The 16372-nt window shown below is 44.3% G+C and carries 15 protein-coding genes and 1 other annotated feature; of the genes, 10 read left to right on the top strand and 5 right to left on the bottom strand.

Annotated elements, in window-relative coordinates; translation table 11 throughout:
- Positions 1-13 precede the first annotated feature (13 nt).
- The 5 genes from ONE56_RS02500 (at position 14) to ONE56_RS02480 (ending at position 4280) form a co-directional block, all read left to right on the top strand.
- The gene (locus ONE56_RS02500; protein WP_331439277.1) at positions 14-1015 is read left to right on the top strand and encodes an ABC transporter substrate-binding protein; all 1002 of its coding nucleotides are present in this window, start codon (positions 14-16) and stop codon (positions 1013-1015) included.
- A complete protein-coding gene (locus tag ONE56_RS02495; RefSeq protein ID WP_331439278.1) occupies positions 1015-1842 on the top strand; it encodes an ABC transporter ATP-binding protein in 828 nt (275 codons plus the stop codon). The genes ONE56_RS02500 and ONE56_RS02495 overlap by 1 nt, the downstream gene beginning before the upstream one ends.
- Before the next feature lie 24 nt (positions 1843-1866).
- Complete coding sequence (locus ONE56_RS02490; protein WP_041157003.1) at positions 1867-2649, top strand: ABC transporter permease; 783 nt, start codon at positions 1867-1869, stop codon at positions 2647-2649.
- A gap of 8 nt (positions 2650-2657) precedes the next feature.
- Positions 2658-3134, top strand: coding sequence for a nucleoside deaminase (locus ONE56_RS02485; RefSeq protein WP_041157002.1), 477 nt, complete (start codon positions 2658-2660; stop codon positions 3132-3134).
- 162 nt (positions 3135-3296) lie between these two features.
- A complete protein-coding gene (locus tag ONE56_RS02480; RefSeq protein WP_423840194.1) occupies positions 3297-4280 on the top strand; it encodes an isopenicillin N synthase family dioxygenase in 984 nt (327 codons plus the stop codon).
- A 96-nt stretch (positions 4281-4376) separates the two neighbouring features.
- On the opposite strand, the gene clpB is transcribed toward ONE56_RS02480, so the two are convergent.
- The 3 genes from clpB to rluD form a co-directional block, all read right to left on the bottom strand.
- On the bottom strand, positions 4377-6950 hold the full coding sequence (gene clpB, locus ONE56_RS02475) for an ATP-dependent chaperone ClpB (RefSeq protein ID WP_041157000.1): 2574 nt from the start codon (positions 6948-6950) through the stop codon (positions 4377-4379).
- A 132-nt stretch (positions 6951-7082) separates the two neighbouring features.
- Positions 7083-7811 carry a peptidoglycan editing factor PgeF gene (gene pgeF / locus ONE56_RS02470; protein WP_041156999.1) on the bottom strand — a complete coding sequence of 243 codons (729 nt, stop codon included), beginning with the start codon at positions 7809-7811 and terminating at the stop codon, positions 7083-7085.
- A gap of 1 nt (position 7812) precedes the next feature.
- Positions 7813-8790 (bottom strand): 23S rRNA pseudouridine(1911/1915/1917) synthase RluD, encoded by a 978-nt coding sequence (gene rluD / locus ONE56_RS02465; RefSeq protein ID WP_331439281.1) that lies wholly within the window; start codon positions 8788-8790, stop codon positions 7813-7815.
- Positions 8791-8926: 136 nt separating this feature from the next.
- Here rluD and ONE56_RS02460 point away from each other — a divergent pair, with 136 nt between their 5' ends.
- The 5 genes from ONE56_RS02460 (at position 8927) to yjjX (ending at position 13924) form a co-directional block, all read left to right on the top strand.
- Positions 8927-9655: an outer membrane protein assembly factor BamD gene (locus ONE56_RS02460; RefSeq protein ID WP_423840193.1), complete on the top strand. Its 729-nt coding sequence runs from the start codon at positions 8927-8929 to the stop codon at positions 9653-9655.
- Positions 9656-9806: 151 nt separating this feature from the next.
- Positions 9807-11288, top strand: coding sequence for a transglycosylase SLT domain-containing protein (locus ONE56_RS02455; protein WP_423840192.1), 1482 nt, complete (start codon positions 9807-9809; stop codon positions 11286-11288).
- A 326-nt stretch (positions 11289-11614) separates the two neighbouring features.
- Positions 11615-11941 carry a ribosome hibernation-promoting factor, HPF/YfiA family gene (hpf, locus tag ONE56_RS02450; protein WP_041156998.1) on the top strand — a complete coding sequence of 109 codons (327 nt, stop codon included), beginning with the start codon at positions 11615-11617 and terminating at the stop codon, positions 11939-11941.
- Positions 11942-12048: 107 nt separating this feature from the next.
- Positions 12049-12172, top strand: a sequence feature (Phe leader region).
- Between the two features lie 12 nt (positions 12173-12184).
- Entirely contained in the window at positions 12185-13363 is a 1179-nt protein-coding gene (gene pheA / locus ONE56_RS02445; RefSeq protein ID WP_041156997.1) for a prephenate dehydratase, read from the top strand.
- 24 nt (positions 13364-13387) lie between these two features.
- Positions 13388-13924 carry an inosine/xanthosine triphosphatase gene (gene yjjX, locus ONE56_RS02440; protein WP_423840486.1) on the top strand — a complete coding sequence of 179 codons (537 nt, stop codon included), beginning with the start codon at positions 13388-13390 and terminating at the stop codon, positions 13922-13924.
- A gap of 49 nt (positions 13925-13973) precedes the next feature.
- On the opposite strand, the gene trpR is transcribed toward yjjX, so the two are convergent.
- Positions 13974-14276, bottom strand: coding sequence for a trp operon repressor (gene trpR / locus ONE56_RS02435; RefSeq protein ID WP_041156995.1), 303 nt, complete (start codon positions 14274-14276; stop codon positions 13974-13976).
- A gap of 13 nt (positions 14277-14289) precedes the next feature.
- On the bottom strand, positions 14290-16227 hold the full coding sequence (locus ONE56_RS02430; RefSeq protein ID WP_423840191.1) for a transglycosylase SLT domain-containing protein: 1938 nt from the start codon (positions 16225-16227) through the stop codon (positions 14290-14292).
- Between the last annotated feature and the right edge of the window lie 145 nt (positions 16228-16372).

Genomic DNA, 16372 nt, shown 5'->3' with positions numbered 1-16372 from the left:
ACACGGAGTAACTATGAAAACTATTTCAAACATCAATAAACTCGCCCTTTCAGTATCTTTACTATGTACATCAGCAAGTAGCTTGGCAGCAGATAAAGTGACCTTCCAACTTGATTGGTTACCGGGAGGAGATAAAGCGCCTGTATTTGTTGGCGTACAACAAGGTTTCTTTGCGGACGAAGATCTTGACGTAAAGATACTTGGTGGTAAAGGCTCGACTGACGCAATAACCAAAGTGGCGACAGGCACGGCGGATATTGGTTCAGCAGATATCGTTGCCCTAATGGTCGCCAAAGCAAATGACAATGTACCTGTAAAAGCCGTCTACTCTATTTTTAACAAAGCTCCTTATGCGTTCTATACACTCGACAGTTCTGGTATTGAATCGGTAAAGGATGTTTCTGGTAAAACCATTGTCACCTCTCCCTTTACTTCAGCGAATGTTTTTCTTCCTATCATGCTTAAGAAAAATGGCGTTGATGAAAACAGCATCAAAGTGCTAAAAGCCGATCCCGGTGCGCTCAACCCAATGCTTATCACTGGGCAATCAGATGTGATGATTTCTTGGATGACCGACAGAGTAAAAAACACCGAGCAAGCAGAGCAAGCTGGTAAAAAACTCAATGTACTCCCTTGGTACGATGCAGGGCTGGAATTCTATTCATCATCTATTATCGCAAGCGACAAGTTTATGTCGGAAAATCCAGACGTCGTTAAACGATTTATTAAAGCCTATGCCAAAGCAGTGAAATACACATGGACAAACCCAGAACAAAGCGCTTCAGATGTTCATAAAATGGTACCAGACGTCGATGTAACTCAAGCCAGCGATACCATCAAATCCATCCGTAGCTTAGTAATGAATGAAATCTCGGAGCAAGATGGCGTCGGTGTATTTACTCCGATACGCCTCAAAGAAACCTGGAAATGGACAGCGGAGGCTCAGGGTTTAGCTCTCAGTAAGCTTGATCCGGAAACGGTTGTTTCTCGTCAATTCATCCAAGAGGTGAACTAATGCAACCATTTGTTTCGTTTAAGAATATAGGGCATACCTATCAATCTGACAAACAATCGGTTACGGTTCTAAACGATGTCAACTTCAATGTAAACAAGCATGAATTTGTTGCCATCGTTGGTCCCTCTGGTTGTGGCAAGTCGACCTTGCTGCGGCTCTTGTCAGGATTAATATCACCCACCGAAGGAGAAATCTCTGTTTTTGGCCAACCAGTTACCGAGCCAAGAGAAGATATCGGTATTGTGTTTCAGAAGCCAACGTTGTTGCCTTGGAAAAATATCCTCGACAACGTGCTATTCCCTTTAAAACACAAGTTCAATTACGTTAGTCAGAAAGAAAAGAAGCACGCGGAGGAACTGTTAAATACTGTCGGTCTGTCTGGTTTTGAAACCAGTATGCCCAATCAGCTCTCTGGTGGGATGCAGCAACGCGTCGGTATCGCTCGCGCATTGCTTCTGAATCCAGATATTTTGATCATGGACGAACCCTTTTCCGCACTTGATGCACTAACACGTGAAGAGATGGGATTTGAACTACAAAAAATTTGGATGGAAAAACCGAAAACGGTTTTATTCATTACTCACTCTATCTCTGAGGCGGTATTACTCGCAGACAAAGTATTAGTGATGGGACCACGTCCGAGCACCGTACTAGAGGAAATCCACATTGATTTACCTCGCCCGCGAGACATCCATACGCTGCAAGACCTCACCTTTGGTTCTTATACCAACAAAATCCGCGAATATTTTTATCGTTCAGAGAGACAAAATTGCGCGGAAAGTCAGGACGAAGGTAACGTTGAACCAATACGTAGAACGGTCGCTTAATCGCACGTGTCTAAAGGAGTAGATATGAAACGGTATTTATCACAATGGTCACAGAATTGGCTTCCGCTCATCGCGATATTAGCACTCATCCCTATTTGGGAAGTGGTCTGTCGCGTGCTCTCTGTGCCTACATTTATCTTACCCGCGCCAACAGATATTGCGCAGGCATTTAGCCAGGTACCTTTTGAACGATGGCTAGACAACCTATGGGCGACATTGCGTATTGCGCTTCTTGGTTTTGGGATCTCTTTTTTAGTCAGTATTCCATTAGCTATCCTGATGGTAAACTCTAAGTTTCTCACCAAAGCGCTATTCCCGATATTGGTGATCATACAGTCAACGCCTGTTGTCGCTATTGCACCGCTACTGATCGTCATTTTAGGCACTGGTGACGCACCTCGACTAACCATAACGTGCCTGATTACCTTTTTTCCACTCGTGGTATCAGCCACAACCGGTATGCTGTCGACCCCTGCGGAATTGATTGAACTGTCTCGCTCATTAAGCGTAAAAAACAGCAAAACTATCTGGCAAATTCGCCTTCCTTATGCCATCCCACATATTTTTAGTGGTATAAAAGTTGCGATCACCTTAGCTGTAATTGGTTCAGTTATTGCCGAATTCGTCGCAGCAGAAAAAGGGCTTGGCTATCTTGTTCAGTTTTCAACTTCCTATTTCAAGATCCCGCAAGCGTTTGCTGCACTCGTCTTCTTATCTCTCGTCAGCATGTTGCTATTTAAATCCGTTAGTTGGATCCAGAGTGCCTGTTTCTCTTGGAGCCTGACTGAAGAAGAAAAACAGAGATAGGATTTATCATGATCAATCAACAAAACGACTTTAAATTTTTACGCCTCAGTTTCGCATTAGCTGAAGAGGCAAAATCTCGAGGTATCCACCCATTTTCAGCAATACTTGTTGATGAAAATGGAGAGATACTCTTGGAACAGATTAACGGTTACTTACCTGATCTAGATATGACAGGACATGCAGAACGCTTGATTATGACCACTGCCAGCAAACTCTATCGACCCGAATTTCTTCACCGTTGTACGCTCTACATTTCCGCTGAACCTTGTGCCATGTGCGCAGGTGCGATTTATTGGGCAGGCGTGGGTCGCGTTGTGTATGGTCTTAGCGAAACTAAGCTAAAAAAGATAACGGGTAATCATCCAGAAAACCCCACTCTGGCTCTCCCATGTAGAACCGTATTTGAATCAGGGCAGCGTGAGGTAAAAGTCCTTGGTCCGTTACTTGAAGAGGAAGCTGAACAAGTACAGCTTGGCGTTTGGTAACAGATAGCTTGAGATGAGCGGCTGCCACACGTTTATGCATTGAAATAAATATCACTAGGAGTAGAAGCGGCCTGTAATAGCAAGGAACTCATGTTCCTAGGCTATTGCTGGGCATTGCTCCAATAACAAGCATTAGCTTAATTGTTAATTGGAGAAACACGAATGACTCAATCATATCTTTTAGATGAACTTAACTTTGAAACCACCATCGGTGGGGTAGGCTGTGAAGCAAATGATACGTTGATCCCTATCATCGACTTGGAAGACTTTGATAGTCGACGTGAAATCATAACCGAGCAACTTTGGGAAGCTGCGACTCAAGTTGGCTTTTTTCAGTTAATCAACCATAGTATTCCGTTAGCTGACGTAGAGAGATCATTTGAGTTGAGTGAACAATTCTTCGCTCTGTCCGAGCAAGAGAAGCAACAATATCCATTAAAAGAAGGCTTGAATGCCGGTTGGGAGTTTAAACAGCAAGTCCGCCCATCGACGGGTACCGCTGATCAAAAAGAATCGTATCAAATTACTTTGCCACATATGGATGGTTTATGGCCAAGTCATGATCTTGTAGAAGATTTTAAAGTACATTTGCTCAAGTTCGAACATCAAGCTTGGCTTCTCGGGATGAATATACTCTCCTGTTTTGCCGACAAACTGGGCTTCGAAAGGGATTTTTTCACCAAAGCGCACCAAAGAGATTCTGACAATTACTTGAGTACTTTACGCATGCTGCACTACTTGCCGATGACAGACATTCCCGACTCAGGCTCACTGTGGCGTGCGGGTGCCCACACCGACTTTGATTGCTTAACCATGGTATTCCAGCAAGAGAACCAAGGCGGTTTGCAAGTTGCGGCAGGAAAAGATGCGAAGGAAAACTTAGTCTGGAGTGCCGTTGAACCTAAAACAGGCGTTATCACCTGTAACATCGGTGATATGCTCATGCGCTGGAGTGATGACTTATTGAAATCGACACTACATAGAGTGCGCATGCCGACGGCAGAAGAAAACCAAGACTCTCGATATAGCATGGCCTTTTTCTGTCAGGCGAATCGAGATCAAATCATCCAAGGACCGCAACAGGTGTATCCTCCAATCAGCGCTGAAAACTATTTAAAAATGCGAATCAATGCGAATTTCTCATAACACTCAACTGTAAACCTCATTCAAGTAAATGAAGAGCAGAAAGAAAAAGCCATGCATCACTGCATGGCTTTCGTTTAGTCCCATAATCTCTTGTCGTTATTGACGGGCTGTTATATGACCATCTGTTACGCCCAAGACAATTGGTTTTCCTGGTAAGAACTGACCAGATAGCATCGATTTAGCTAATGGGTTTTCAACATTTTGTTGAATCGCACGTTTGAGTGGACGCGCCCCATAAACAGGATCAAAACCAACCTGAGCAATCAGATCCAGTGCATCATCACCAACTTCCAATTCGTAGTCTTTTTCAATCAGACGTTTATGCAGACGCTCCAATTGAATCGACGCAATAGACTTAATATGGTCTTTACCAAGAGGATGGAACACCACCGTTTCATCAACACGGTTCAAGAACTCTGGACGGAAGTGTTTACTGAGCACTTCCATGACCGCGTCCTTAATACCTTGATAATCCAGCGTTGCAAAATTCTCTTGGATTTGTGACGAACCAAGGTTCGACGTCATAATCACAACCGTATTTCGGAAGTCAACGGTACGACCCTGACCATCCGTTAAACGGCCATCATCCAACACTTGCAACAAAATGTTGAAGACGTCTGGATGTGCCTTTTCCACTTCATCCAATAAAATAACCGAATAAGGTTTACGACGAACTGCTTCTGTCAGATAGCCGCCCTCTTCGTAGCCAACGTAGCCCGGAGGCGCACCAACCAGTCGAGCCACGGAGTGCTTCTCCATAAACTCAGACATATCAATACGCACCATGGCATCTTCGCTATCAAACATAAAGCTTGCGAGGGTTTTACACAGCTCAGTTTTCCCCACCCCTGTTGGCCCTAAGAATAGGAAAGAGCCAATCGGTCTGTTTGGATCGGACAACCCCGCTCTGCTACGACGAATCGCATTAGAGACCACTTCAACCGCTTCAACCTGCCCAATAACACGTCGGTGCAACACATCTTCCATACGAAGCAATTTCTCTTTCTCTGCTTCCAGCATTTTAGAGACTGGAATACCAGTTTGTTTAGAGAGCACCTCAGCAATTTCATTATCCGTTACCTTGTTACGCAGCAACGTCATTTCTTGCATTTCGGCTTGAGCCGCCAAATCGAGCTGTTTTTCAAGCTCAGGAATACGACCGTACTGAAGCTCGGACATTCGGTTCAGATCCCCAGCACGGCGGGCAAATTCCATGTCCATACGTGCTTGTTCAAGCTCTGATTTAATGTGCTGCGTGCCTGAAAGCGCGGCTTTTTCTGTGTTCCACACTTCTTCAAGCTCTGCATATTCACGCTCTTTTTCAGTCAGCTCTTCATTTAACGTGTTGAGACGCTTTTCGCTGGCTTCATCGTGCTCATTGCTTAACGCCTGTTGCTCAATCTTCAACTGAATGATCTTACGTTCAAGCTTATCCAAAGACTCTGGTTTAGAGTCAATCTGTAAGCGAATACTCGAAGCCGCCTCATCGATCAAGTCGATTGCTTTATCCGGCAACTGACGGTCTGACACATAGCGATGTGACAAGCTCGCAGCTGCAACAATGGCTGGATCGGTAATTTCAACGTGATGGTGTAGCTCGTATCGCTCTTTTAACCCACGCAAAATCGCCACGGTATCTTCAACCGTTGGTTCATCCACCAGCACTTTTTGGAAACGACGCTCTAAAGCTGCGTCTTTCTCAATGTACTTGCGGTATTCATCTAACGTTGTTGCACCAACACAATGAAGTTCACCACGGGCTAATGCCGGCTTCAGCATATTCCCTGCGTCCATTGAGCCTTCACCTTTACCAGCGCCAACCATGGTATGAAGCTCATCAATGAACAAAATGACGTTACCTTCTTCTTTCGCCAGTTCATTCAGCACCGATTTCAAGCGCTCTTCAAATTCACCACGATATTTCGCCCCAGCGACCAAAGCTCCCATGTCCAGAGCAAGCACACGTCGCCCACGCAGACCTTCAGGTACTTCGTTATTGACGATACGTTGGGCAAGGCCTTCTACAATCGCAGTCTTACCCACGCCGGGTTCACCGATGATAACTGGGTTATTTTTTGTTCTGCGCTGCAAAACTTGAATCGTACGACGAATTTCATCATCACGACCAATAACCGGATCCAACTTACCCTGCTCCGCTCGTTCAGTCAGATCAATGGTGAATTTCTCAAGTGCCTGACGCAGCTCTTCTGCATTCGGATCATCGACGGTTTGACCACCTCTGATCTTTTCTATCGCCTGGCTCAACTTCTCTTCAGTTAATCCAATTTCTTTTAGTAGCTGGCCAAGCGGACCACGATCCTGAATGGCAGCAAGTAAAAAAACCTCAGACGAAATGTAGGAGTCCTGACGCTTCTGAGCTACTTTGTCACACAAGTTGAACAACGTACCCATCGCGCTAGAAAGCTGCACATCGCCGCCAATGCCACTCACTTTTGGCAGTCGATCGAGCATTTCGCTCAATTTAGAACGGAGTTGAGTGACATCCACGTCCAACATCGTCAACAGCGGACGAATTGGACTGCCATTTTGATCGAGCAAAGCCACCATTAAATGGACTGGCTCGATATATTGATGATCGCGCCCTAACGCTAATGATTGAGCATCAGAGATAGCGATTTGAAACTTACTTGTGAATCGATCAAGACGCATATCTACCTTCCTAACCTCAAATAAAATAGTCTTTTGACAGTTAGAAAGATGGATACTAGGAAGGGGAATTTCAAGGGTTCAGGCAAATATAGTTGCACAAAATTTGCACAGCATGCGCACTGTAATCAAGCGTTATTCTTCAATCCAGATAAACGTTGCCTGCCTACCCGTGATGCCATCACGGCGGTAAGAATAAAAATCGTCGCTATTTTGCAAGGTACACAAACCTGAATCAAACACTTGAGAAACACCAGCTTTATTAAGACGCTGCGTCGCAAGCATTGACATATCCGCAAGCCATTTTCCTTCGACGTCTCGCGGCGTAAATGCAAGTTGAGCTTGAGGATCGAAGTCAACAAAAGCCTGCAGTACATCTTCTCCAACTTCAAACACCGCTGAACCAATAGCAGGACCTAGCCAAGCCATAACTTCACCAGAAAACAAGCCCAGTGCATTTTCAACAATGCCATTTGCCAATCCACGCCAACCAGCATGTACCGCTGCAACTTGCGTTCCTAACGTATTGGTCAGTAATACAGGCAAACAGTCTGCGGTCATTGCAGAACAGATCACTTGAGGTGATGAGGTAAAACACCCATCCGCATCCAGTACTTCAGACGTAGAATCTGCAACATCAGCTATGACCGTTGAATGGGTTTGATTTAGCCAAATTGGCGAACTTGGCATATTCATTTGTTGCACTAGCCACTGACGGTTTTTCTCGACATGAGACAAATTATCCCCAACATGAGTACCAAGATTCAGCCCACGATACGGGCCTGTAGAAAAACCACCCTGTCTCGTTGATGCGAAAGCCTTAATATTTTTTGGCGCGGGCCAGTTAGGGATAATCGTCTTCATATTAAAACTCGTCGGGTAAACCGTGCTCTTCCGTATCTTGGCGCAATGCTTCTGTTATCGCGACCATGTCATCTGGGATAGGCGCATGGAACTCCAGCTCCTCTCCCGTAACTGGGTGCTCAAATCGTAGCATGGCTGCGTGCAATGCTTGACGGTCAAACCCACGGATCATTGCGGTTAATTCTTCTGACGCACCAGACGGGATACGCGCCCGCCCACCATATGCTGTATCACCGAGCAGCGGGTGCTGCAAGTAAGACATATGCACACGGATCTGGTGAGTTCGTCCAGTTTCAAGACGCAAACGGATACGAGTGTGCTCACGGAAATGCTCAGCGACGCGATAATGCGTCACAGCGTGTTTCCCCATCGGTGTAACAGCCATCAAGGTACGTTTTGTCGAATGACGACCAATCGGCTGCTCCACTTTACCACCCGCGGTCATACGGCCAATAGCAATGGCTTCATACTCACGAGTAATATTGCGCTTTTGCAACGCACGAACCAAGCGCGTTTGAGCAGGTACGGTTTTCGCAACGACCATCAACCCTGTTGTGTCTTTATCTAGACGATGAACAATCCCCGCACGCGGGACTTCTGCAATGTCAGGATAATGATACAACAAGGCATTTAGCACGGTTCCATCAGGCGTGCCCGCTCCTGGATGCACAACAAAGCCACGAGGCTTATTGATAACGATGATGTCGTCATCCTCATAAACGATATCTAGAGGGATATCTTGCGCTTCCCAACGCTCTTCATCTTCCAGTTCGGCTTGCAATGTAATTTCCTCGCCGCCCATGACTTTGGTGCGAGGTTTGGTGACAACTTCACCATCCACTTTAACTTTTCCCTCTACAAGCCATTCTTTCAGGCGAGAGCGGGAAAAATCAGCGAATAATTCTGCGATAGCTTGGTCTAAACGTTGACCTAACTGGCTATCTTTTACGGTATTTGTTAATACTATCTGCTGAGCCATATCGAACTTTTTTAAAAACTGTGAGACTAATGCTCACGACTGTGAAAAAATAGACTATTACGTCATTGTATCTGTTACTGCAAAGAAAGTAACGGCAGCTTAAGAAATATTTAGATTCAAGGAACAGACTCCTGATATGAAACGTCAGACTTTAATAGGCCTTTTAGCGGTATCCTTCCTATTTGGATGTGCAAGCAAAGAAAAAATCGTTCCTGATGTGCCACCTTCAGAACTGTACGCCGACGCACAAACCTCGCTTCAAACAGGCAATTGGCTTACCGCCATTGAAAAACTCGAAGCACTAGACTCACGTTACCCGTTTGGTGCCTACTCAGAACAGGTCCAACTTGACCTCATCTACGCGTACTATAAAAACGACGACCTAGCCTTAGGTTTAGCCACCATCTCTCGCTTCATGCGTTTAAATCCGACCCATGAAAAAATGGACTGGGTACTATACATGCGAGGCCTGAGCCACATGGCACAAGATCGTAACTTTATGCATGACTTATTTAGCATTGATCGCAGTGATAGGGATCCAGAACCCGTCAAAAAAGCCTTTGATGACTTTAAGAAGTTACTGCAACGCTACCCGAACAGCCCATATGCTGAAGATTCGCAAAAACGTATGGTCGCGTTAAAGAACCGCTTAGCCAACTACGACTTAGCCACTGCGGATTTCTATCTTCGCCGAGAAGCTTGGATTGCAGCAATCACTCGTAGCCAAGAGCTACAAAAAGCATTCCCAGATACTGAAGCCGCACGTAAGTCACTTGCAATACAGCTAGAGGCATACAAACAGCTAGGTCTAGAAGACTCCATTGCAAGAACAGAAGCCTTAATAAAACTTAACCCTGTTGAGTAACACCGAGCAATAACCGCCACAGTCACACTACCGTGGCGGTTTCATTTTAGTCCTTTCTTATTCTTAGCTCTCAAGATCAAACACACCCACTTGATGCTTTTTTAATCAAGACATATTCTTAAAGCTCTCCCCTCTGACTGTGGATGTGAACGTGAAGATATTTAAACTATGGACCACTTTGCTGATCCTACTATCCGCATCCGCTTCCGCATTACAAGTTTCTCCTCTTAAACAGCCTCCATACACGGGCGACTTGGACGTGATAAAAGAAAAAAACTTACTGCGCGTGCTCGTTTCTGCTGATCTGGGTTTTTACTACATCGAAGCTGGCACGCCGAAAGGGATTGGAGCGGAACTACTGGCTCATTTCGAAAAAGACTTGCGAAAAATTAAACCAAAAATCAATGTGCAAATTATTCCCTTATCTCGTGATGAACTGTTTCCCACTTTAGAAAAGGGCTTGGGCGATTTAGTAGTGGCAAATTTAACCATAACCAAGCATCGTCAACAGAACGTCGACTTTAGCGATCCAATTCTTTCCGGAATTGAAGAATGGGTCATTACCAATAATAAAACACCAGCAATGACGAAGCTGGAACAACTGAGTGGCAAAGAGATCTGGGTTAGACCCAGTTCGAGCTACTTTGAAAGTATTCAGTTATTGAATAAACAATTAAATCAAAAAAATTTACCGCCTGTGATCGTCAACTTTGTCGAAGAAAATCTGCAAGATTACGAGTTAGTGGGCATGCTCAATAATGGCTATATTAAAGCGATTGTCTTAGACAGCCACAAAGCAAAATTATGGCTCAAGGTCATGGATGACATCCGTGTCCATAAGAAAATCCCGCTACGTAAAAATGGCAAAATAGCCTGGGTGATGCGCAAAGACAGCCCGCAGCTCAAAGGCGTTGTGAACCAATTCATCAAAAAGTCACGCTCAGGAACCTTGTTGGGTAATGTTATTTACGCAAAGTATATCGATAATACCAACTGGCTCAACAGAGCACTTAACCCAGATAAGATCGCTCGTTTAGATAAGTTGTCCGCATTATTTTCTCGCTATGGAAAAAAATACGATTTTGATTATTTACTGATTGCCGCATTAGCATACAAAGAGTCGGGGTTTAATAATAATTTGGTTGGCAGTCGAGGCGCGGTCGGCATCATGCAAATTTTACCTAGCACGGCAAGAGACCCTAATATCAATATAAAAAATATACGTAACCTAGAGAACAACGTGCATGCTGGCGTAAAATACATGGCATTTTTACGTCGCCAATACTTTAGCGACAAAGCTATCACTGCGGAAAACAAAATTTATTTTACCTTAGCCGCTTACAATGCAGGGCCTGGAAACGTTGAAAAGATACGTAAACGCGCAGCTCGCAACGGGTTTGATCCCAATGTCTGGTTTAACAACGTGGAAGTGGAAATGCGTAAAAGCCTCAGCGCGACTGCTGGCTACGTGACCACCATCAATCGTTACTACATCATCTACAAACAGTTAGAAAGTTTAGATCTCGCCAAAACCTTAGACAACGTCTTGCTGATACCAGAAGATCCAGTATTTATGATCCCATTAAGAAAAGTGCACCAAGAAACGGAAAGTAAAAAGCCGCTTATCAATTAGCGGCTTTAAAAATATCTCAATCTATTTAGCGTCCTAAGTGAAGAAGATCACACCGCTATGTAAGCCAAATTCTGACCATTGACGATTCTAGGTTGCACAACGCCTCTAAAAACGGATGGGTTTTCAGCTGACTACTCCATTCAATCTAATGATTTGCGAACCAATAACAAGCTATTTAATGATAAATATCGGCACTTCTTGAGTAAGATCACATTCGTTTTTTATTATAAAACCACAACCCTAAAAGGTGATCTATATCACATAATTTTATGCTTAACGCGGTAATCTGAACTCAACCCATGAGGGATGAAACAGAGGAAAAACATATGACAATGAACATTACTGGCAAAAACATCGAAATCACCTCTGCAATCCGTGCTCATATAGAGAGCAAATTTAAAAAACTGGAAAAATGGCAAGTCGACATTATTGGGTGCCAAGCGACTTTCAGTGAAGAGCCTAATAAACAGAAGAAGTTCGAAGCCGTTATCACAGTACCTAAAGGTCAGTTGATTGCTTCAGCATGTAATGAAGATCTTTACGCAGCTGTTAACGAAGTGGAGCAAAAACTAGAACGTCAATTGAATAAGCTGACCCACAAACCTGAAGCTCGTCGTGCTAACAAGCCAGAGCTTGTGGAAGAAGATGACTAAATCAATCAGATTGAGGAAGTAGCGCCGAAAGGCGCTATTTTTTTGCTTGACGCCCTACGCTAGCTTGCTTATTGTGTTTAAACACTCACAAATTACGTACTATTTATGCATTTATCCACACTGTTTATTTTTGACTTCTTTTTCCTTCTCTAGTTGGAGAGGCTAAGTCGTTTGTAGAAAGAAAAGTCAAAAACAAACAGAAAGCCTCCCAAAACGGGAGGCTTTTTTATAAGGAAAGAATTGATGACTGACCAACCTATTTCCCTGGAAAAGATCCGTTCACGTCTGAATGAGCTCGACGATGAGCTACTTAGCTTGCTGTCAGAACGTCGTAAACTCAGCATTGAAGTAGCCAAAAGCAAAGTACAAACCTCAAAGCCCGTTCGCGATGCCGTCCGTGAACAGCAATTATTGGTGAAACTGATTTCCAATGGTCGTGATAAATACGAGCTGGATGCGCAGTACATCACCAAACTTTTCCATACGATTATTGAAGACTCGGTGCTTTTGCAACAAAGTTATTTGCAAAACCTAGTCAATCCTCAACAAAGCCGTAAACCGCTCGCGAGAGTGGCCTTCCTTGGCGCCAAAGGCTCATACTCTCACTTGGCGAGCCGTGAATACTTCAGCCGTAAAAATACCGAGTTGATTGAATTAAACTGTGAGCATTTTAGAGAAGTCACTCAAACGGTAGAATCGGGACATGCTGACTATGGTGTACTGCCGATTGAAAACACCAGTTCTGGTTCGATCAACGAGGTGTATGATCTGCTGCAACACACCACATTATACATCGTAGGGGAGTTAACCCAGCCGATTGAGCATTGCCTTGTTGCGACTAAAGACATACGTTTAGAAGACCTCAGAACCCTATATTCTCACCCACAACCTCATCAACAATGCAGCGAATTTCTTAGCCGTCTGAAAGGAGTGAAATTAGAGTCTTGTGCGAGCACTGCAGATGCCATGCAAAAGGTACAAGAACTGAATCGTGATGACGTAGCAGCCATTGGCAACGCATCAAGTGGCAAGTTATATGGCCTTCAAGCAATTCAGGGGAATATTGCCAATCAAACAGAAAACCACACTCGTTTCATCGTCGTTGCCCGTAAACCTGTAGAAGTATCGACACAGATTCCAGCCAAAACCACATTAATAATGTCGACTTCTCAAGAAGCAGGTTCACTGGTCGAAACGCTCTTGGTACTTCAGCGCTATGGCATCAACATGACCAAGCTAGAATCTCGTCCAATCATGGGTAACCCATGGGAAGAGATGTTCTATGTCGATCTAGAGTCTCACCTCGATTCAGAAAAAATGCAACAGGCGATACAAGAGCTCACAAAGATCACTAAGCATTTGAAAGTACTCGGTTGTTACCCAAGTGAAAACGTCAAACCAACCCAAGTAAAATTGAGTTAAAAGACACCAGTGAGTAAAAAGATCATGGTAACCCAAAAAGTCGTCATCGCCTCTTTGAACCCAGCTAAAATAGCCGCTGTGGAAAGTGCCTTTGTCAGTGCATTCCCTCTACAATCATTTGAATTTGTGGGAGTTAACGTGCCTAGCGGTGTGGCAGATCAACCGATGAGTAATGACGAGACACATTTAGGCGCATTGAATCGAGTACGAAATGCAAAAGTAGAACTGCCATACGGAGATTTCTACGTTGGATTAGAGGCAGGAATTGAAGACAACGTCACTTTCGCCTGGATGGTGATAGAGTCAGATACACACCGAGGTGAATCCCGCTCGGCAAGCTTGATGCTACCACCAGATGTGTTAATGAAACTGGAACACGCTAATGAATTGGGTGATGTGATGGACGAGGTCTTTGGCACCGAGAATATTAAGCAGAAAGGCGGAGCTATCAGTTTATTAACGCAAAACCAACTGACGCGCAGCTCGGTATATCATCAAGCGCTGATTCTCGCTTTGATTCCTTTTACCAATTCAGAGCACTTTCCAGCGAACCTTATTTAGGACGGGTCATGTGAATAATAAAGGGCGGATATCCCGCCCTTTATTATGATTACTTTACGACTTGCTCTAACAATACTTTGAGCTTGTCTTTTTCCTCATCGGATTTTGACTTCAACTCATTAGAGCCACGAGTGATAGTGGCTATGCCCACCCCAAGCATCTGACTTATCTGACGTTGCGATAACTCCCCTTTCAGAAGTTCATTGAGAATATTGACCCGCGCAATTAATGCTTCTCTTTCATCCGGAGTCATTAGCATGGTTAACAACATGTCATGCTGCTGGTCATTCACACTTGATCGGATCAGCTCAATAATCTGCTGCCAGTCTTTGTACTCAGGTTGGTGTGACATCCAATTACCTCATTCAATACTTGGTATTGATCTCATGTTGATTCAAGAACGCGCCGTCAATACCCAAAAGATCGCGATAGTAAGTTTCAAACATCAAAATGTTTTGCACATATCCACGAGTTTCTTTAAATGGAATCGCCTCGATGAAGGCATACGCATCCAACTTCCCTTGGGTTCGCTCTCGCCACGTTTTTACTCGGTTAGGACCCGCATTATAAGCCGCAAGCGCGAAAATACGATTATTATCGTAATCCTCTAATAATCCTTGCAGATAATGGCTACCAATTTCGATGTTCTTACCAACATTATATAAATCTTGAGTGCCTTGATAGCCGAGGTTGTACTTGCGAGCCGTGTATTTCGCTGTCGCAGGCATAATCTGCATAAGGCCACGCGCACCAACTGGGGAGCGCGCATTAGAGTCTAACGCACTCTCCTGACGTGCCAAAGACATCATCATCACAGGATCGATATTGTGTTTTTTGGCATAAAAATCAAACCACCAGCGATGTGCGATTGGAAATCTGAGTTCAATATTGTCCCACATTTGTGCTTGAATACTTGCAATAACCGTTAGGTGGTGCCAGTGCTTAGAAGACGCATACGCAGCAAGCATCTGTTTTTCATCGTTATCCACACGGCGAAGCAGGTGGGCCCATTCACTTTTCGCGGCAGAGATTTTGTCTGTTTCAATCAACTCTTCAATACGAGCAAGCGAATCTTGATAAGGGGCTAGAACTTGATTATCGAGTTTAACCGAGTGTTTGGGATACTTGATTGACTGGCCAATCGCATTAGCAGCAGCCACACTATAGAAGTTACGCTCACCGACCAACGTCGCCAAACGCTTCTTACCGGCAATATCATCACCTAACGCAATTTCACTTCTGCCAAGCCAGTATTGCCATCTTAATGTCGCTTGCTCTTCTTTATTCAGAACAGAGATCCATTCTTGAATGCCTTTCCAGTCTGCATTTTGTACCGCGAGACGAATACGAGTTTCTATCAACGGTAAGTACTGACTGGTTTTGGTTTTGTCATCACGCCATTGCGCTAGCTTTGGAGACTCCGTTCGAGTTAATCGAAACGCAATGTAATCCGCGAGAGATTGCGCCTCTTCTGCTGAGAATTTTTGGCCGTCGACAACACGGGAATACGCCTGCTGAGCTTGATTTATATTCATACGTGCCAGTTTTTCTAATGCATACAGGCTTTGTTTGCGATTAAAGTCATTTGCTGGCTTCTGCTTCGCAAAGTCACCCACCGATGCAGGATTATTGAAAAGCGCTACCATATCCTTTGCCTGCTGCTTAGCTTTTGCTGATTTAGGCAATTTTTGTAGGTAGTTCATCAAACTGCCGTTACGTCCATCAAACGCCAACAACATACGCTGCAAAATCAAATCGTCAGTTCGACCGCCCGCTTTATCCCAAGATACAAATAACGGATCACACTCACTAGCGATGCTCGACCTGCTCAACCACATATCTTCTGCACCTTTAAATGCCGCAACTTGCTTACCTTGTTTGAGCTGAGCACGATAAAATATACATTGGTAACGTTCGCCACTTGGTATCACTTTTTGAAACTCAGTAATCGTTTTCCAATCACTATTACGATAAAGCTGATCTAGGTACGAAGCGCGGATACGGCGCGAAAAAGGGAACGCTTCGTGTTGATCAATAAAATCATCGACTTGTTGTGGCGTCTTGCTTGGCAGTTGGCGAATAAAAGTTCGATAGTCGACATACGGTGTTAACGGATAATCGGCAATTTTAGGGCGAATGGCCAAGTACGCATCAATGTTATTCGCATCTAAAAAATCTTGAGCCTGTTCATAAACAATCCGCTGCTTTTCTAAGCTCAGCGATGCGTTGGCCGACATACTCACCGCACTGATTGCAGCGGCACAGCAAACACCTTTAGCCAATATTGTAACGTTGAATTTCATTTATATTCTTTCCCCAGACTCTACGGTCTTTTATTAGAATGTATTCAAACCTATTTACACAGAAGATCACTGACTCTGTAAAGCGGCTTGTTGTATTAAAAATTATACTTGGGAAAGTTTATACCCTATCGGAGTAAGTTTCCGG

Source organism: Vibrio mytili (genome assembly GCF_049563345.1).
In the GTDB taxonomy this organism is placed as follows: domain Bacteria; phylum Pseudomonadota; class Gammaproteobacteria; order Enterobacterales; family Vibrionaceae; genus Vibrio; species Vibrio mytili.
The sequence above is the reverse complement of the archived record's forward strand: the minus strand, read 5'-3'. Positions and strand labels throughout refer to the sequence as shown.